This window comes from Rhodococcus sp. 15-649-2-2, from assembly GCF_002258645.1.
Taxonomy (GTDB): Bacteria; Actinomycetota; Actinomycetes; order Mycobacteriales; family Mycobacteriaceae; genus Rhodococcoides.
Genome location: NZ_NPFM01000031.1, coordinates 370,060 through 384,325, shown reverse-complemented (window position 1 = coordinate 384,325; position 14,266 = coordinate 370,060). Strand labels below are relative to the sequence as shown.

Genomic DNA, 14,266 nt, shown 5'->3' with positions numbered 1-14,266 from the left:
GACCTATGGAGCGCACTTTCGTGACCAGGTTCGACAGTATCGAGCGCGCAGTTGCGGACATCGCTGCGGGCAAAGCCGTGGTGGTCGTCGACGACGAGGACCGCGAAAACGAAGGCGATCTGATTTTCGCCGCCGAGAAGGCCACCCCGGAGCTGGTTGCCTTCATGGTCCGCTACACCTCCGGCTATCTCTGTGTTCCGCTGTCCGGTGAGGACTGCGACCGACTCGGCCTGCCGCCGATGTTCGCCACCAACCAGGACAAGCACGGAACCGCGTACACGGTCACCGTCGATGCCCGCGAGGGAATCGGAACCGGGATCTCGGCCTCCGACCGCGCAGCCACGATGCGACTGCTCGCCGACCCCGACACCGGAGCCGGCGATTTCACCCGCCCCGGCCATGTCGTACCGCTGCGCGCCAAGGACGGCGGAGTGCTGCGTCGCCCCGGCCACACCGAGGCCGCCGTCGATCTGGCCCGCATGGCCGATCTGCGGCCCGCAGGCGTCATCTGCGAAATCGTCAGCCAGAAGGACGAAGGCGCGATGGCCCAGACCGACGAACTGCGCGTGTTCGCCGACGAGCACGACCTCGCGCTCATCTCGATCGCAGACCTGATCGCATGGCGGCGCAAGCACGAAAAGCACGTCCTCCGCGTCGCTGACGCCCGAATCCCTACCAGCCACGGCACCTTCCGTGCGGTCGGCTACCAGAGCATCTACGACGAGGTCGAACACGTTGCGCTCGTGCGCGGCGACATCGCCGGACCCGACGGTGACGGCAACGACGTACTCGTTCGTGTGCACTCCGAATGCCTCACCGGTGACGTCTTCGGTTCGCTGCGCTGCGACTGCGGACCGCAACTGGACGCCGCTCTCGAAATGGTCGCCGCCGAGGAACGCGGAATCGTCCTGTACATGCGCGGACACGAGGGCCGCGGAATCGGACTGCTGCACAAACTGCAGGCCTATCAGCTCCAGGACGCCGGCTCCGACACGGTCGACGCCAACCTGCAGCTGGGCTTGCCCGCCGACTCCCGCGACTACGGAATCGGTGCTCAGATCCTCGTCGACCTCGGTGTGTCGTCGATGCGTCTGCTCACCAACAATCCGGCCAAGCGAGTCGGGCTCGACGGATACGGCCTGCACGTGACCGAGCGGGTACCGATGCCGTTGCGCGCCAACGCCGAGAACCTCACGTACCTGCGCACCAAACGCGACCGCATGGGCCACGACCTCACCGGTCTCGACGATTTCGAGAACGGAGTCACCTCATGAGCGGCGACGGCGAACCCACCCTCCAGCTCGCCGGTGCGAACGACCTGAAGCTGGCGATCGTGGCCGGCCAGTGGCATCGAACGATTTCCGAGGCGCTGCTCGACGGTGCGTTGCGCAAGGCAGAGTCGGCGGGAGTGCGGGACGTCACGGTCATCCGCGTCGCCGGTGCCATCGAGCTGCCCGTGGTCGCCCAGGCGCTCGCCCGCAACCACGATGCCGTCGTGGCGCTCGGCGTCGTCATCCGCGGCGGTACACCGCATTTCGAGTACGTGTGCGATGCCGTCACGGCCGGCTTGACGCGAGTATCGCTGGACGAGGGCACTCCGGTCACCAACGGGGTGCTCACCACCAACGACGAGCAGCAGGCGCTCGACCGTGCCGGCCTGCCCGGCTCGTTCGAGGACAAGGGCGCTCAGGCCACTGCAGCCGCAATCGACACGGCACTGACTCTGAAGCATCTGCGTCAACCTTGGACGAACCAGGAGTTCACGTGACCGACGGCGAACCGACCCCGCAGTGGGACATGCAGGTGAAGTCCCGCAAGTCTGCGCGCTACGCCATCGCGGCGGCAGTGTTGCTCGTCGTGGCGCATTCGACCGTCGCCGTCCTGCTCCGGGTGTCTCCGACCGGGGTGTACTTCCGGACCGCCGACCAACTCGCGATGGCGGGAATCGGAGTATTGCTCGGCGGCTTGGCGCTGGTGCTGACCCGCCCGCGAATCCGCGTCGGACCCGCAGGTGTCGCGGTACGTAATCTGCTCTCGGAGCGCCTGATCGAGTGGGATCTGGTGCGCGGACTGTCCTTTCCCGACGGGGCGATGTGGGCGCGCGTCGACATCCCCGACGACGAGTTCATCAACGTGATGGCCATCCAGTCCAACGATCGTGAGCACGCGGTCGCCGCAGTGCGGAAATTCCGGACACTCGAACGTAAATACGCACCCGCCGCATCCGTTCCGACCGACGCGGTCGATCAGGACTGACCTAGCAGGACTGACGTAGCAGGGCATGCACCACACCTGAGCTGCGGATGCGGAGAACGTCGGACCCGACGGCTAACGTGGATGCCGTGTCCGACCCCGCTACCTACCGCCCGGCCACCGGAACCATTCCGGTGGAGCCGGGTGTGTACAAATTTCGAGATCCCCACGGTCGCGTCGTCTACGTGGGTAAGGCCAAAAGCCTCCGCAGTCGGCTCAATTCCTACTTTGCCGACGTCGCCTCGCTGCATCCTCGTACCCGCCAGATGGTCACCACCGCGGCGTCGGTCGAATGGACGGTCGTCACCACCGAGGTAGAGGCACTGCAGCTCGAGTACAACTGGATCAAGGAATTCGATCCGCGATTCAACGTCCGCTACCGCGACGACAAGAGCTATCCGATGCTCGCGGTGACGATGAACGAGGAATACCCACGTCTGTTCGTGTACCGCGGACCCCGCCGCAAGGGTGTGCGCTACTTCGGCCCGTACGCCCATGCATGGGCGATTCGCGAGACGCTGGACCTGTTGCTCCGGGTGTTCCCCGCGCGCACGTGCTCGACCGGAGTGTTCAAGCGGCACAATCAGATCGGCAGACCCTGCCTGCTGGGGTACATCGACAAATGTTCGGCACCGTGCGTGGGCCGGGTCAGCGCGGAGGAGCACCGCCGCACCGTCGAGGATTTCTGCGACTTTCTGGCCGGTAAGACCGACAAGCTCGTGCGGCAGCTCGAGAAGAAGATGCAGGCGGCATCCGAGGACTTGGACTTCGAGACCGCAGCGCGCCTGCGCGACGACGTCGGCGCACTGCGTCGAGCATTGGAGAAGCAGGCGGTGGTGCTCGGCGACGGTACCGACGCCGACCTCGTCGCGTTCGCCACCGATGCCCTCGAAGCTGCCGTCCAGGTGTTCCACGTTCGCGGGGGCCGGGTTCGCGGACAGCGCGGCTGGGTGGTGGAGAAGGCAGGCGAAGTGATCGAACGGCAGGACGAGGCAGATCTGCCCGCACTGGTCGAGCAGTTTCTCACCCAGTTCTACGGCGAGCAGGCCGCGCTGACTGCGCAGGCGCCGGGTGGCGACGACGGCGGTTCCAATGCAGTTCCGCGCGAAGTGCTGGTGCCCGTTCTGCCGGACAACGCCGACGAGGTCCAGACGTGGCTCAGCGAGCTTCGAGGGTCCAACGTGACCCTGCGCGTTCCTCAGCGCGGCGACAAGAAGGCGTTGGCCGAGACCGTCGAGCGCAACGCCAAGGAGGCCCTGCAGCAACACAAGCTGAAGCGAGCGGGAGATTTCACATCGAGATCCGCTGCGCTGCAGGGGATTCAGGAAGCTCTCGATCTCGATTCGGCACCGCTGCGCATCGAGTGCATCGACATCTCCCATGTACAGGGAACCGATGTGGTGGCATCTCTCGTCGTCTTCGAGGACGGGCTGCCTCGCAAGAGCGACTACCGCCACTACGCGATCAAGGAAGCGGCCGGTGACGGACACTCCGATGACGTCGCCAGCATTGCCGAGGTGACTCGGCGTCGATTCCTCCGACACTCCGCCGATGGGTCGACCGAAGCGAGCGGAGGCGATCTGGCTCCGGAAGCCGCGCTCGATCCCCAGACCGGCAGACCTCGAAAGTTCGCCTACCCACCGAACCTGTTCGTCGTGGACGGCGGTGCCCCTCAGGTGGCCGCAGCCGCAGCTGTGCTGGACGAATTGGGCGTGACCGATGTGGCGGTGGTCGGTCTCGCCAAGCGACTCGAAGAGGTGTGGGTGCCGGGCGAGGAGGACCCGGTCATCCTGCCGCGAACGAGCGAGTCCCTCTATCTGCTGCAGCGAGTTCGCGACGAGGCACACCGATTCGCGATCACGTTCCACCGCAGCAAGCGGTCCCGTCGGATGACGGCCTCGGCACTGGATTCGGTCCGTGGACTCGGTGAATCGCGGCGAACGGCCCTGGTCGCACACTTCGGTTCGGTAGCCAATCTCAAGCGCGCGACGGTCGCGGAGATCGTCGAGGTGCCGGGAATCGGTGAGACCACCGCGAAGTCGGTGCTGGCGGCGCTCGGTTCGGACACGGACGAGGCCGATGTAGGCGATGATGGCAACGCAACTGCAACGACATCGGGCGAGAACACGACGGAACATGCGATTGCGCCGCGCGTGGAATCGGCGGGACAGGCTTCGTAGTGAGCGAACACCAGACACAGAGACATCCGCCATCCGACGAGCATCTCGAACCGCCTTCCGAGGCGGAATCGCGGCATGACGGGATAGAGGTGGCGTTGGTCACCGGCGTCTCCGGCGCAGGGCTGCGCACCGCAGCCAAGATTCTCGAGGACCTCGGCTGGTACGTCGCGGACAACCTGCCCCCCGAGCTCATCTCGAAGATGGTCGACCTCGGACTGGAATCCCAGCCCCGCATCGAGCGACTCGCACTGGTGATGGACGTCCGAAGCCGGCTGTTCACAGGGGATCTGGGCTGGGTTGTCCAAGAGCTCGACTCCAAGGGTGTGCGCAACCGAGTGCTGTTCCTGGACGCGTCCGACGCCGTGCTCATTCGCAGATTCGAGTCCAATCGGCGCAGCCATCCGTTGCAGAACGACGGTCAGGACGGAACGCTGACCGAGGGCATCACTGCGGAACGCCTGCGGCTCGCCCAGGTCAAGGCTGCGGCCGATCTGACGGTCGACACCACGTCGCTGTCGGTGCACCAGCTCAGGCGCAAGATCGAGACGGTGTTCGGTGACGCGAACACCAGCGGCGTCGGCGTCACCGTGCAGTCGTTCGGCTTCAAGTACGGCTTGCCGATGGACGCCGATCTGGTCTGCGACGTCCGCTTTCTGCCCAATCCACATTGGGTGCCCGAGCTCCGCGACCACACGGGACAGGACGCAGACGTACGCGATTACGTCTTGGGACAGGACGGAGCCCGCGACTATCTGCAGACGTACACGCACCTGCTGAATTTGACGATCGAGGGATACGTGCGGGAAGGCAAGAGGTACATGACGGTAGCCGTCGGCTGCACCGGAGGTAAGCATCGAAGTGTTGCGATGACCGAAGCGTTGGCCGGCATTCTCGCCGAGCAGGGTGATGTGTCCGTGCGCGTGCTGCATCGCGATCTGGGTCGCGAATGAGCGAAACCGGCACCGCAACGCAGGAACCGGGCCCGAAGATCGTCGCCCTCGGGGGCGGTCACGGTCTGTACGCCACCCTGTCCGCGGCCAGGCTGCTCGGCCACGACGTCACCGCCATCGTCACAGTCGCCGACGACGGAGGATCGTCGGGGCGTCTGCGGGCCGAGCTCGGCGTCATTCCTCCCGGAGATCTACGTATGGCGCTGGCTGCGCTGGCGCGCTCCGACGAACGAACGCAGCTGTGGACCGATGTGCTGCAGCATCGGTTCGGGGGTACCGGTGCGCTGGCCGGACACTCGGTGGGCAACCTCATCCTCGCCGGACTCACCGAGGTGCTCGGTGACCCCATCGCTGCACTCGACGAGATGGTGCGGATGCTCGGAATCGACGGCCGAGTGCTGCCGATGTCGCCCATCGCACTCGACATCGAAGCGGACGTCTCCGGCCTCGAGGACGACCCCCGAGTCAGCCGCGTCATTCGCGGACAGGTGGCGGTTGCGACGACCCCCGGCAAGGTTCGGCGCGTGCGGTTGCTGCCACCCGACCCGCCTGCCTCGGCAGATGCCCTCGCGGCGATCGACGAGGCCGATCTGGTGGTGCTCGGTCCCGGATCCTGGTTCTCGAGTGTCATTCCACACGTTCTGGTGCCGGATCAGCTGGCCGCCCTGGCACGTACTTCCGCGCCGAAAGTGCTCGTGCTGAACCTGGCGCCGGAGCTGGGGGAGACCACCGGATTCTCCGCCGAGCGCCATGTCCACGTACTCTCCCAACACGCACCTGATTTGGGAATCGACTACGTGTTGGTCGATTCCGCCTCGGTCCCGGAGGGCAGCAACCGCGAACACGTAGCGCGGGCAGCGGCCCGGCTCGGTGCCGAGGTCGTTTACGTCGATGTTGCCGAAAACGGCACTCACGCACATCATTACGGAAAGCTTGCTGCAGCTCTCGGCTCCATCGTGACGCCCACCGGCGGCACTGCATCGACTGCTGCAGGCAGAGAGGGGATCACTTCGTGGCCATGACAGCGGAGGTCAAGGACGAGCTGAGCAGGCTCACCGTCAGTCAGGTCAGTTGCCGCAAGGCAGAGGTGTCCGCGCTCCTGCGATTCGCCGGTGGATTGCACATCGTGGCCGGTCGGGTGGTGGTCGAGGCGGAAGTGGATCTCGGGTCCATCGCGAGGCGGCTGCGTCGCGAGATCTTCGAGCTGTACGGCTACTCCTCCGACGTGCACATGCTCGGTGCCGGCGGACTGCGCAAGACCTCGCGTTACGTGGTCCGGGTGGCCAAGGACGGGGAGGCCCTGGCTCGCCAGACCGGACTGCTGGATCTGCGCGGGCGCCCGGTTCGTGGCCTGCCCGCCCAGGTGGTCGGTGGCACGGTGGGGGATTCCGAAGCAGCGTGGCGCGGTGCGTTCCTCGCACACGGCTCGCTCACCGAGCCGGGCCGATCCTCGGCGCTCGAGATCAGCTGCCCAGGACCGGAAGCAGCTCTGGCGCTCGTCGGAGCGGCCCGCCGACTCGGAGTGGCCGCGAAGGCCCGCGAGGTGCGCGGAACCGATCGAGTGGTGGTGCGCGACGGCGAGGCGATCGGAGCGCTTCTCACCCGCATGGGAGCACAGGACACCAGGCTCGTCTGGGAAGAACGTCGAATGCGGCGCGAGGTGCGAGCCACGGCGAACCGACTCGCCAATTTCGACGACGCCAACCTCCGGCGCTCGGCGCGGGCGGCCGTTGCCGCCGCAGCGCGGGTCGAGCGAGCCCTGAACATCCTCGGTGAGGACGTGCCAGATCATCTTGCTGCTGCGGGTTCGCTCCGAGTACAGCATCGCCAGGCTTCCTTGGAAGAACTCGGGCAGTTGGCCGACCCGCCGATGACGAAGGACGCGGTGGCGGGCCGAATCCGACGGCTGCTGTCCATGGCCGACCGCAAGGCGAAGGAAACCGGCATTCCGGACACCGAGTCCGCGGTCACCGCAGAACTGCTCGACGAGGCCTGACCGCCTCCGACGAGTGATGCGCGCGCTCTGCCTGCGCGCACACTAGGGTGGGAACCGCGTGTGGCACCCCGCATGCAGGCATGACCAGACATCTGTTTTCACAACTTTTAGGAGCGAACAGTGACGATCCGGGTAGGCGTCAACGGCTTCGGCCGCATCGGGCGTAACTTCTTCAGGGCTGTCGACGCGCAGAGGGCGCTCGGTACCACCGACATCGAAATCGTTGCTGTCAACGACCTGACCGACAACGCATCGCTCGCACACCTGCTCAAGTACGACTCGATCCTGGGCCGCTTGCCGCACGATGTCTCGCTCGAGGGCGAGGACACCATCGTCGTCGGCGGACAGAAGATCAAGGCGCTGTCGCTGCGCGAGGGCCCGTCCGCACTTCCGTGGGGTGACCTGGGCGTCGACGTCGTCGTCGAATCGACCGGCATCTTCACCGACGCTGCGAAGGCACAGGGCCACATCGACGCCGGTGCCAAGAAGGTCATCATCTCCGCGCCCGCCAAGGGCGAGGACATCACCATCGTGATGGGCGTCAACGACGACAAGTACGACGGCAGCCAGAACATCATCTCCAACGCGTCGTGCACCACCAACTGCCTCGGCCCCATCGCCAAGGTTCTCGACGACGAGTTCGGCATCGTCTCGGGCCTGATGACCACGATCCACGCGTACACGCAGGATCAGAACCTGCAGGACGGCCCGCACAGCGACCTGCGTCGCGCTCGCGCTGCAGCGCTGAACGTCGTCCCCACCGGTACCGGTGCAGCCAAGGCTATCGGCCTGGTTCTCCCGCAGCTGCTCGGCAAGCTCGACGGCTACGCACTTCGGGTGCCGATCCCCACCGGCTCGGTCACCGACCTGACCGCTCTGCTGAAGAAGAAGGCCAGCGCGGACGACATCAACGCCGCGATGAAGGCAGCTGCCGAAGGCCCGCTGAAGGGCATCCTGAAGTACAACACCGATCCGATCGTGTCCTCGGACATCGTCACCGACCCGCACTCGTCGATCTTCGACGCGCCGCTGACGAAGGTCATCGACGACCAGGTCAAGATCGTCTCCTGGTACGACAACGAGTGGGGCTACTCCAACCGCCTCGCCGACCTCATCGGTCTCGTCGGCAAGTCCCTCTGACACCGATGGCTGTCAAGACACTGCAGGATCTGCTCGATGCCGGTGTCGAAGGCCGTGGCGTCCTCGTGCGATCGGACTTCAACGTCCCGCTCGAGGACGGCACGATCACCGATCCCGGCCGTATCCAGGCGTCGATCCCGACTCTTCGAGCACTGGTCGAGGCGGGTGCCAAGGTCATCGTCACCGCCCATCTCGGTCGTCCCGACGGCAAGCCCGACGCGAAGTACAGCCTGGCTCCGGTCGCAGCGAAGCTCGGCGAGCTGCTCGGACGCCACGTTCAGCTCGCAGGCGACGTGGTGGGTCAGGACGCCGAGGCTCGCGCCGAGGGCCTGACCGACGGCGACGTGCTGCTGCTCGAGAACATTCGCTTCGATCCGCGCGAGACCAGCAAGGACGAGTCCGAGCGAGCTGCTCTGGCTCGTGAGCTCGTCGCGCTGGCCGGCGACGACGCGGCATTCGTCTCCGACGGATTCGGCGTCGTGCACCGCAAGCAGGCGTCGGTCTACGACGTGGCGCAGTTGCTGCCGCATTACGCGGGCACCCTCGTCGCTGCCGAGGTCGAGGTGCTGGCCAAGCTCACCGAGGATGCGGCACGTCCGTACGCGGTGGTGCTCGGCGGCTCCAAGGTCTCGGACAAGCTCGGCGTCATCGAGGCGTTGGCTCCCAAGGTCGACACCCTGGTGATCGGCGGCGGCATGGCCTTCACCTTCCTTGCGGCACAGGGTTATTCGGTCGGAAACTCGCTTCTTCAGGAGGATCAGATCGGAGTCTGCAAGGATTTGCTCGAGCGCTTCGGTGACGTGATCCACCTCCCTGTCGACATCGTCGTGGGAGACAAGTTCGCGGCGGATGCCGAGGCGAAGACCGTGAAGGCCTCCGAGATTCCGGATGGCTGGATGGGTCTGGACATCGGTCCGGACTCGGTCAGTCGTTTTGCGGTCGTGCTCTCGAACGCCAAGACCGTCTTCTGGAACGGACCGGCCGGCGTGTTCGAGTTCGACAAGTTCTCGGCCGGCACCAAGGGCATTGCGGAAGCGATCATCGGAGCCACCGAGAAGGGCGCGTTCAGCGTGGTCGGCGGCGGCGACTCCGCGGCGGCCGTGCGCACCCTCGGATTGCCCGACGACGGCTTCTCGCACATCTCCACCGGAGGCGGTGCATCCCTCGAGTACCTCGAAGGCAAGCAGCTCCCCGGTCTATCGGTCCTGGAGGCATGACGCATGGCACGTAAGCCGCTCATCGCGGGCAACTGGAAGATGAACCTCAACCACCTCGAAGCCATTTCGCTGGTGCAGAAGATCGCTTTCTCGTTGCCCGAGAAGTACTTCGACAAGGTCGACGTGACGGTGATCCCTCCGTTCACCGACATTCGTAGTGTGCAGACACTGGTCGAGGGCGACAAACTGCTGCTCACCTACGGTGCGCAAGACGTGTCGTCCGAGGACAAGGGAGCGTTCACCGGCGAGATCAGCGGTTCGATGCTGGCCAAGTTGGGATGCACCTTCGTCGTGGTGGGTCACTCCGAACGGCGCACTCTGCACAGCGAGGACGACGCCGTCGTGCTGGCCAAGACGAAGGCGGCGCTGAAGAACGGCCTCACTCCCATCGTCTGCATCGGTGAGGGACTGAACATCCGCGAGGCCGGCGAGCACGTGGCCTACAACGTGGCCCAGTTGCGTGGTTCGCTCAGCGGCCTGTCGGCCGACGACATCTCCAAGGTCGTCATCGCCTACGAACCGGTGTGGGCGATCGGCACCGGTCGGGTCGCGTCGGCATCGGACGCCCAGGAAGTGTGCGGGGCGATTCGCGAGGAACTGAAGGCGCTGTCCTCGGACGAGGTCGCGGCGGGTGTGCGGGTGCTGTACGGCGGCTCGGTCAACGCCAAGAACGTCGGCGAGATCGTCGGCCAGCCCGATGTCGACGGTGCCCTGGTCGGGGGAGCGTCGCTCAAGGCGGACGAATTCGCCACGCTGTCGGCTATCGCCGCAGGTGGACCCCTGCCCTGATCGGTCGTCGGCAACGCCGACCGAACGATTTTCGGACACCTCGCTTCGGCGGGGTGTCCGAAGCCGTTCGTGGGGCCAGGTAGGCTGCTGGAGGCATCGAATCGAGTTTGAGGTGGACATGGATCTGTTTCTGGATATTCTGCTGGTCATCACCAGTCTGGCGTTGATCTTGCTGATCCTGCTGCATCGCGGCAAGGGTGGCGGATTGTCCAGTCTGTTCGGTGGCGGAGTGCAGTCCAGCCTGTCCGGTTCCACGGTCGTCGAGAAGAACCTGGATCGTCTGACAGTGTTCACCGGCCTGATCTGGCTCATCGCGATCCTCGGAATCGGCCTGGAGATCAAGTACACCTGATCCACTTCGGCTCCGAGTGCGAGTTGGTGACGAAACGACGATACTGGGTGGATGAGCGAATCCTCCTACGAGTCAGTCGGTTCCCCAGCCTTCGTCCCACCGACAGCTCAGGGTCGAGAGTTGACCGAGCCTCTCCGTGAGGACATCCGCTATCTCGGCGGCATCCTGGGTGAGATCATTCGTGAGCACGAGGGCGACGACGTTTTCGAGCTGATCGAAGCGGCGCGAGTCGAATCCTTCGCGGTACGCAGGTCCGAGATCGAGCGTGACGACTCGGTCGGTCGGTACACCGATGTGGAAGTGGCGCAAGCGGTTCCGCTCATCAGAGCCTTCAGCCATTTCTCGCTCCTGGCCAACCTCGCCGAGGATCTGCACCGCGAACGCCGTCGTGCGATCCACCTCGATCGCGAGGATCCGCCGCAGAACAGCAGTCTCGACGCAACATGGCTGAAAATCGATGCTGCGGCCCCGACGCGCGAGCAGGTGGCCGCGGCGTTGACCGATGCGTTGGTGGCTCCTGTCATCACCGCCCATCCCACCGAAACACGCCGACGGACCGTCTTCGACGTGCAGTCGAAGATCACCGAACTGATGCGCCGGCGCGATGTGGCCACCGCAGCTCTCGAGGGCAAGGCTGCGAGCGCGACGAAGGAATTGGCCGTCATCGACGTGCAGATTCGCCGGCAAGTGCTGACCCTGTGGGAGACCGCTCTGATTCGGTTGTCGCGCTTGCGAATTCAGGATGAAATCGAAGTCGGTCTTCGCTATTTCGAGTCCTCGCTGTTCGACGTCATGCCGGCCCTCAATGCTGATGTGCGCGCAGCGCTGCGGGCACGGTGGCCCGAGGACGACCTGCTGCCCCGCCCCATCCTTCGCCCGGGATCGTGGATCGGCGGCGATCGAGACGGCAACCCGAACGTCACCGGAGAAGTGGTGCACACCGCGACGCACCAGGCGGGCTACGTCGCCTTCGAGCACTATCTGGACGAACTGGTGGCGCTCGAGAAGGAACTGTCCATGTCTGCGCGTCTGGTGGATGTGACCGAGGAGCTCATTGCTCTGGCCGGTGCATCGGCGGAACCGGACGATCGGCGGGCGGACGAGCCGTACCGGGTAGCCGTCGTCGGCATCCGGGCCAGGCTGACTGCCACCGCTCGTGCTGTGCTCGACGCGGTTCCGGTGTCCGGCATCGACCTCGGGGCGGAGAAATACGACGGTCCACAAGACATTCTCGACGACCTCGACGTCATCGATCGCGCCCTGCGGGCCGACGGAGACGGATTGATCGCCGACGATCGCCTGCTCCGGCTCAGGCAATCGGTCGAGACGTTCGGATTCCATCTACAGGCTCTGGACATGCGGCAGAACTCCGAGACCCACGAGGAAGTGGTCGCCGAGCTGCTGGCGTGGGCCGGTGTACACCCGGACTACATGTCCCTCGGGGAGGATGAACGGGTCTCCGTACTGTCGCAGGAACTCGCCACTCGGCGCCCGCTCATCGGCCCCAATGCGCAGCTCAGTGAACTCGCAACCAAAGAATTGGGCATCGTCAGGGCAGCCAAGGAAGCCATCGACCACCTGGGACCCGACACGATCCAGAACTACATCATCAGCATGTGTCAGTCGGTCAGTGACATGCTCGAGGCTGCCTTGCTGCTCAAAGAAGCCGGCATCTTCGACCCCGGCACCGACGGGGCGTCGCCTACGTCCACGGTGGGTGTGGTGCCGCTGTTCGAGACCATCGAGGATCTTCAGCAGGGCGCAGCGACGTTGCTCGCCACCCTCGACGTTCCGATCTACCGCGCTCTGGTGGCCGGGCGCGGAATGAATCAGGAAGTCATGCTCGGGTATTCGGACTCGAACAAGGACGGCGGGTATCTCGCAGCCAACTGGGCCTTGTATCGCGCCGAGCTGGATCTGCTCGAGGCATCACGCAAAACGGGTATTCGCTTGCGGCTCTTCCACGGTCGCGGCGGGACGGTCGGCCGCGGCGGCGGTCCCAGCTACGACGCCATTCTGGCGCAGCCGCCCGGAGTAGTGCAGGGATCGCTGCGACTCACCGAGCAGGGTGAGATCATCGCGGCGAAGTACGCCGAACCGTCCATGGCGCGTCGCAACCTCGAATCCCTCGTTGCGGGAACCCTGGAATCGACTCTCCTCGATGTCGAGGGCCTGGGTGACGGCGCGGAGGCTGCCTACGACATTCTGGACGATCTCGCCGCGAAAGCCCGCGCGGCATACGGCCGTCTGGTGCACGAGGAGCCCGGATTCGTCGAGTACTTCCGCACCTCGACTCCGGTCGCCGAGGTCGGTGAGCTCAACATCGGCTCTCGGCCTGCGTCACGGAAGCCCACGAACTCGGTGTACGACCTCCGAGCGATCCCATGGGTGATGTCGTGGAGTCAGTGCCGCGTCATGCTGCCCGGTTGGTACGGCACCGGGTCTGCGTTCGAGGAGTGGGTAGGCGACGACGACGGTAAACTCGAGGTGCTGTCGGATCTGTACCGCAAGTGGCCGTTCTTCCAGACCGTCTTGTCCAACCTCGCGCAGGTAATGGCCAAGTCCGATCTGGGGATCGCGGCCCGGTACGCCGAACTGGTGCCCGACACAGACCTACGGGCGCGGATCTTCGGCATGATCGAGGCCGAACACACCACGACCGTCCGGATGTATCTGAAGATCACCGGCCACAGTCGTCTGTTGGAAGACAACCCGTCGCTCGAGCGCTCGGTGCACAACCGATTCCCCTACCTGGAACCGCTGAATCAGATGCAGGTCGAGATGTTGCGACGCTATCGCAACGGTGACGACGACGAACGCGTCAAGCGCGGCATCCTGCTGACGATGAACGGCCTCGCGACGGCACTGCGTAACAGCGGCTAGCGCGTGAGTAGTCGGCGCACCTCGATCGAGTAGTTCTACTCGCGCGCCACGTCGATGTCGTCGAGCACAGTGTTGTCCATGACGATATCGACGCAGGTGCGAGTGTCCGAAAGACGGTTCCGGTTACGGGTTCTCGGCACTGTGGGTTGCGCGATCGGTGCACCGATACTGGGACTGTTCTCCGGTGCCGCAGCATGGTCCGTCGTGGCGGAGTCCGAACCGAACATGCTGCACCTGTTCGGGACGCAACTGGTGGCCGTTGCGGCGTGGGTGCTGTGGATCGGGTTCTGGTCGCTTGCCATACGGACGGTGGCGGACGTACACGACCGCACCGAGTCTGCACGGGTCACCGTGTGGGCGTGGACGACCGTCGTGGTGGCCGTGGGAATCGCACACGCGTTCGGCCTGGCATACGCGATGGTATGGACCGTCATTCCGCTCGGGTCGCTGTTCGCGTGGATGTTCTGACCGTGTGTAGCGGGCTCGCGCTTCGCGGAACCGGCCGC

General features: G+C 65.1%; 13 protein-coding genes. All 13 read left to right on the top strand.

What is annotated here, in order from left to right; translation table 11 throughout:
• Positions 1–20 precede the first annotated feature (20 nt).
• Entirely contained in the window at positions 21–1,274 is a 1,254-nt protein-coding gene (locus CH305_RS22510) for a bifunctional 3,4-dihydroxy-2-butanone-4-phosphate synthase/GTP cyclohydrolase II (protein WP_032378466.1), read from the top strand.
• A complete protein-coding gene (ribH, locus tag CH305_RS22505; protein WP_032377819.1) occupies positions 1,271–1,768 on the top strand; it encodes a 6,7-dimethyl-8-ribityllumazine synthase in 498 nt (165 codons plus the stop codon). Before CH305_RS22510 ends, ribH begins: the two co-directional genes overlap by 4 nt.
• 29 nt (positions 1,769–1,797) lie before the next feature.
• Entirely contained in the window at positions 1,798–2,256 is a 459-nt protein-coding gene (locus CH305_RS22500; RefSeq protein ID WP_032403661.1) for a PH domain-containing protein, read from the top strand.
• Between the two features lie 86 nt (positions 2,257–2,342).
• The gene (gene uvrC, locus CH305_RS22495) at positions 2,343–4,433 is read left to right on the top strand and encodes an excinuclease ABC subunit UvrC (protein ID WP_094610451.1); all 2,091 of its coding nucleotides are present in this window, start codon (positions 2,343–2,345) and stop codon (positions 4,431–4,433) included.
• An 83-nt stretch (positions 4,434–4,516) separates the two neighbouring features.
• Positions 4,517–5,383, top strand: coding sequence for an RNase adapter RapZ (gene rapZ / locus CH305_RS22490; RefSeq protein WP_094610452.1), 867 nt, complete (start codon positions 4,517–4,519; stop codon positions 5,381–5,383).
• A complete protein-coding gene (gene yvcK / locus CH305_RS22485; RefSeq protein WP_094704928.1) occupies positions 5,380–6,405 on the top strand; it encodes a uridine diphosphate-N-acetylglucosamine-binding protein YvcK in 1,026 nt (341 codons plus the stop codon). Before rapZ ends, yvcK begins: the two co-directional genes overlap by 4 nt.
• Complete coding sequence (gene whiA, locus CH305_RS22480; RefSeq protein ID WP_032377822.1) at positions 6,396–7,379, top strand: DNA-binding protein WhiA; 984 nt, start codon at positions 6,396–6,398, stop codon at positions 7,377–7,379. Before yvcK ends, whiA begins: the two co-directional genes overlap by 10 nt.
• A 120-nt stretch (positions 7,380–7,499) precedes the next feature.
• Positions 7,500–8,519, top strand: a complete 1,020-nt coding sequence (gene gap / locus CH305_RS22475) for a type I glyceraldehyde-3-phosphate dehydrogenase (RefSeq protein WP_094704927.1) — start codon at positions 7,500–7,502, stop codon at positions 8,517–8,519.
• 5 nt (positions 8,520–8,524) lie between these two features.
• The gene (gene pgk / locus CH305_RS22470) at positions 8,525–9,736 is read left to right on the top strand and encodes a phosphoglycerate kinase (RefSeq protein WP_032377823.1); all 1,212 of its coding nucleotides are present in this window, start codon (positions 8,525–8,527) and stop codon (positions 9,734–9,736) included.
• Between the two features lie 3 nt (positions 9,737–9,739).
• Positions 9,740–10,525: a triose-phosphate isomerase gene (gene tpiA, locus CH305_RS22465; RefSeq protein ID WP_032403368.1), complete on the top strand. Its 786-nt coding sequence runs from the start codon at positions 9,740–9,742 to the stop codon at positions 10,523–10,525.
• A gap of 118 nt (positions 10,526–10,643) precedes the next feature.
• Positions 10,644–10,877: a preprotein translocase subunit SecG gene (gene secG / locus CH305_RS22460; protein WP_027497008.1), complete on the top strand. Its 234-nt coding sequence runs from the start codon at positions 10,644–10,646 to the stop codon at positions 10,875–10,877.
• A gap of 51 nt (positions 10,878–10,928) precedes the next feature.
• Positions 10,929–13,760: a phosphoenolpyruvate carboxylase gene (gene ppc / locus CH305_RS22455; RefSeq protein WP_094704926.1), complete on the top strand. Its 2,832-nt coding sequence runs from the start codon at positions 10,929–10,931 to the stop codon at positions 13,758–13,760.
• 78 nt (positions 13,761–13,838) lie between these two features.
• Complete coding sequence (locus CH305_RS22450; protein WP_143545327.1) at positions 13,839–14,228, top strand: hypothetical protein; 390 nt, start codon at positions 13,839–13,841, stop codon at positions 14,226–14,228.
• Positions 14,229–14,266: the final 38 nt, after the last annotated feature.

Coding starts and splice junctions, on each gene's coding strand:
- ribH (WP_032377819.1), top strand. CDS start 1,271: ATGAGCGGCGACGGCGAACCCACCCTCCAGCTCGCCGGTGCGAACGAC.
- CH305_RS22500 (WP_032403661.1), top strand. CDS start 1,798: ATGCAGGTGAAGTCCCGCAAGTCTGCGCGCTACGCCATCGCGGCGGCA.
- yvcK (WP_094704928.1), top strand. CDS start 5,380: ATGAGCGAAACCGGCACCGCAACGCAGGAACCGGGCCCGAAGATCGTC.
- pgk (WP_032377823.1), top strand. CDS start 8,525: ATGGCTGTCAAGACACTGCAGGATCTGCTCGATGCCGGTGTCGAAGGC.
- tpiA (WP_032403368.1), top strand. CDS start 9,740: ATGGCACGTAAGCCGCTCATCGCGGGCAACTGGAAGATGAACCTCAAC.
- secG (WP_027497008.1), top strand. CDS start 10,644: ATGGATCTGTTTCTGGATATTCTGCTGGTCATCACCAGTCTGGCGTTG.
- ppc (WP_094704926.1), top strand. CDS start 10,929: ATGAGCGAATCCTCCTACGAGTCAGTCGGTTCCCCAGCCTTCGTCCCA.
- CH305_RS22450 (WP_143545327.1), top strand. CDS start 13,839: ATGACGATATCGACGCAGGTGCGAGTGTCCGAAAGACGGTTCCGGTTA.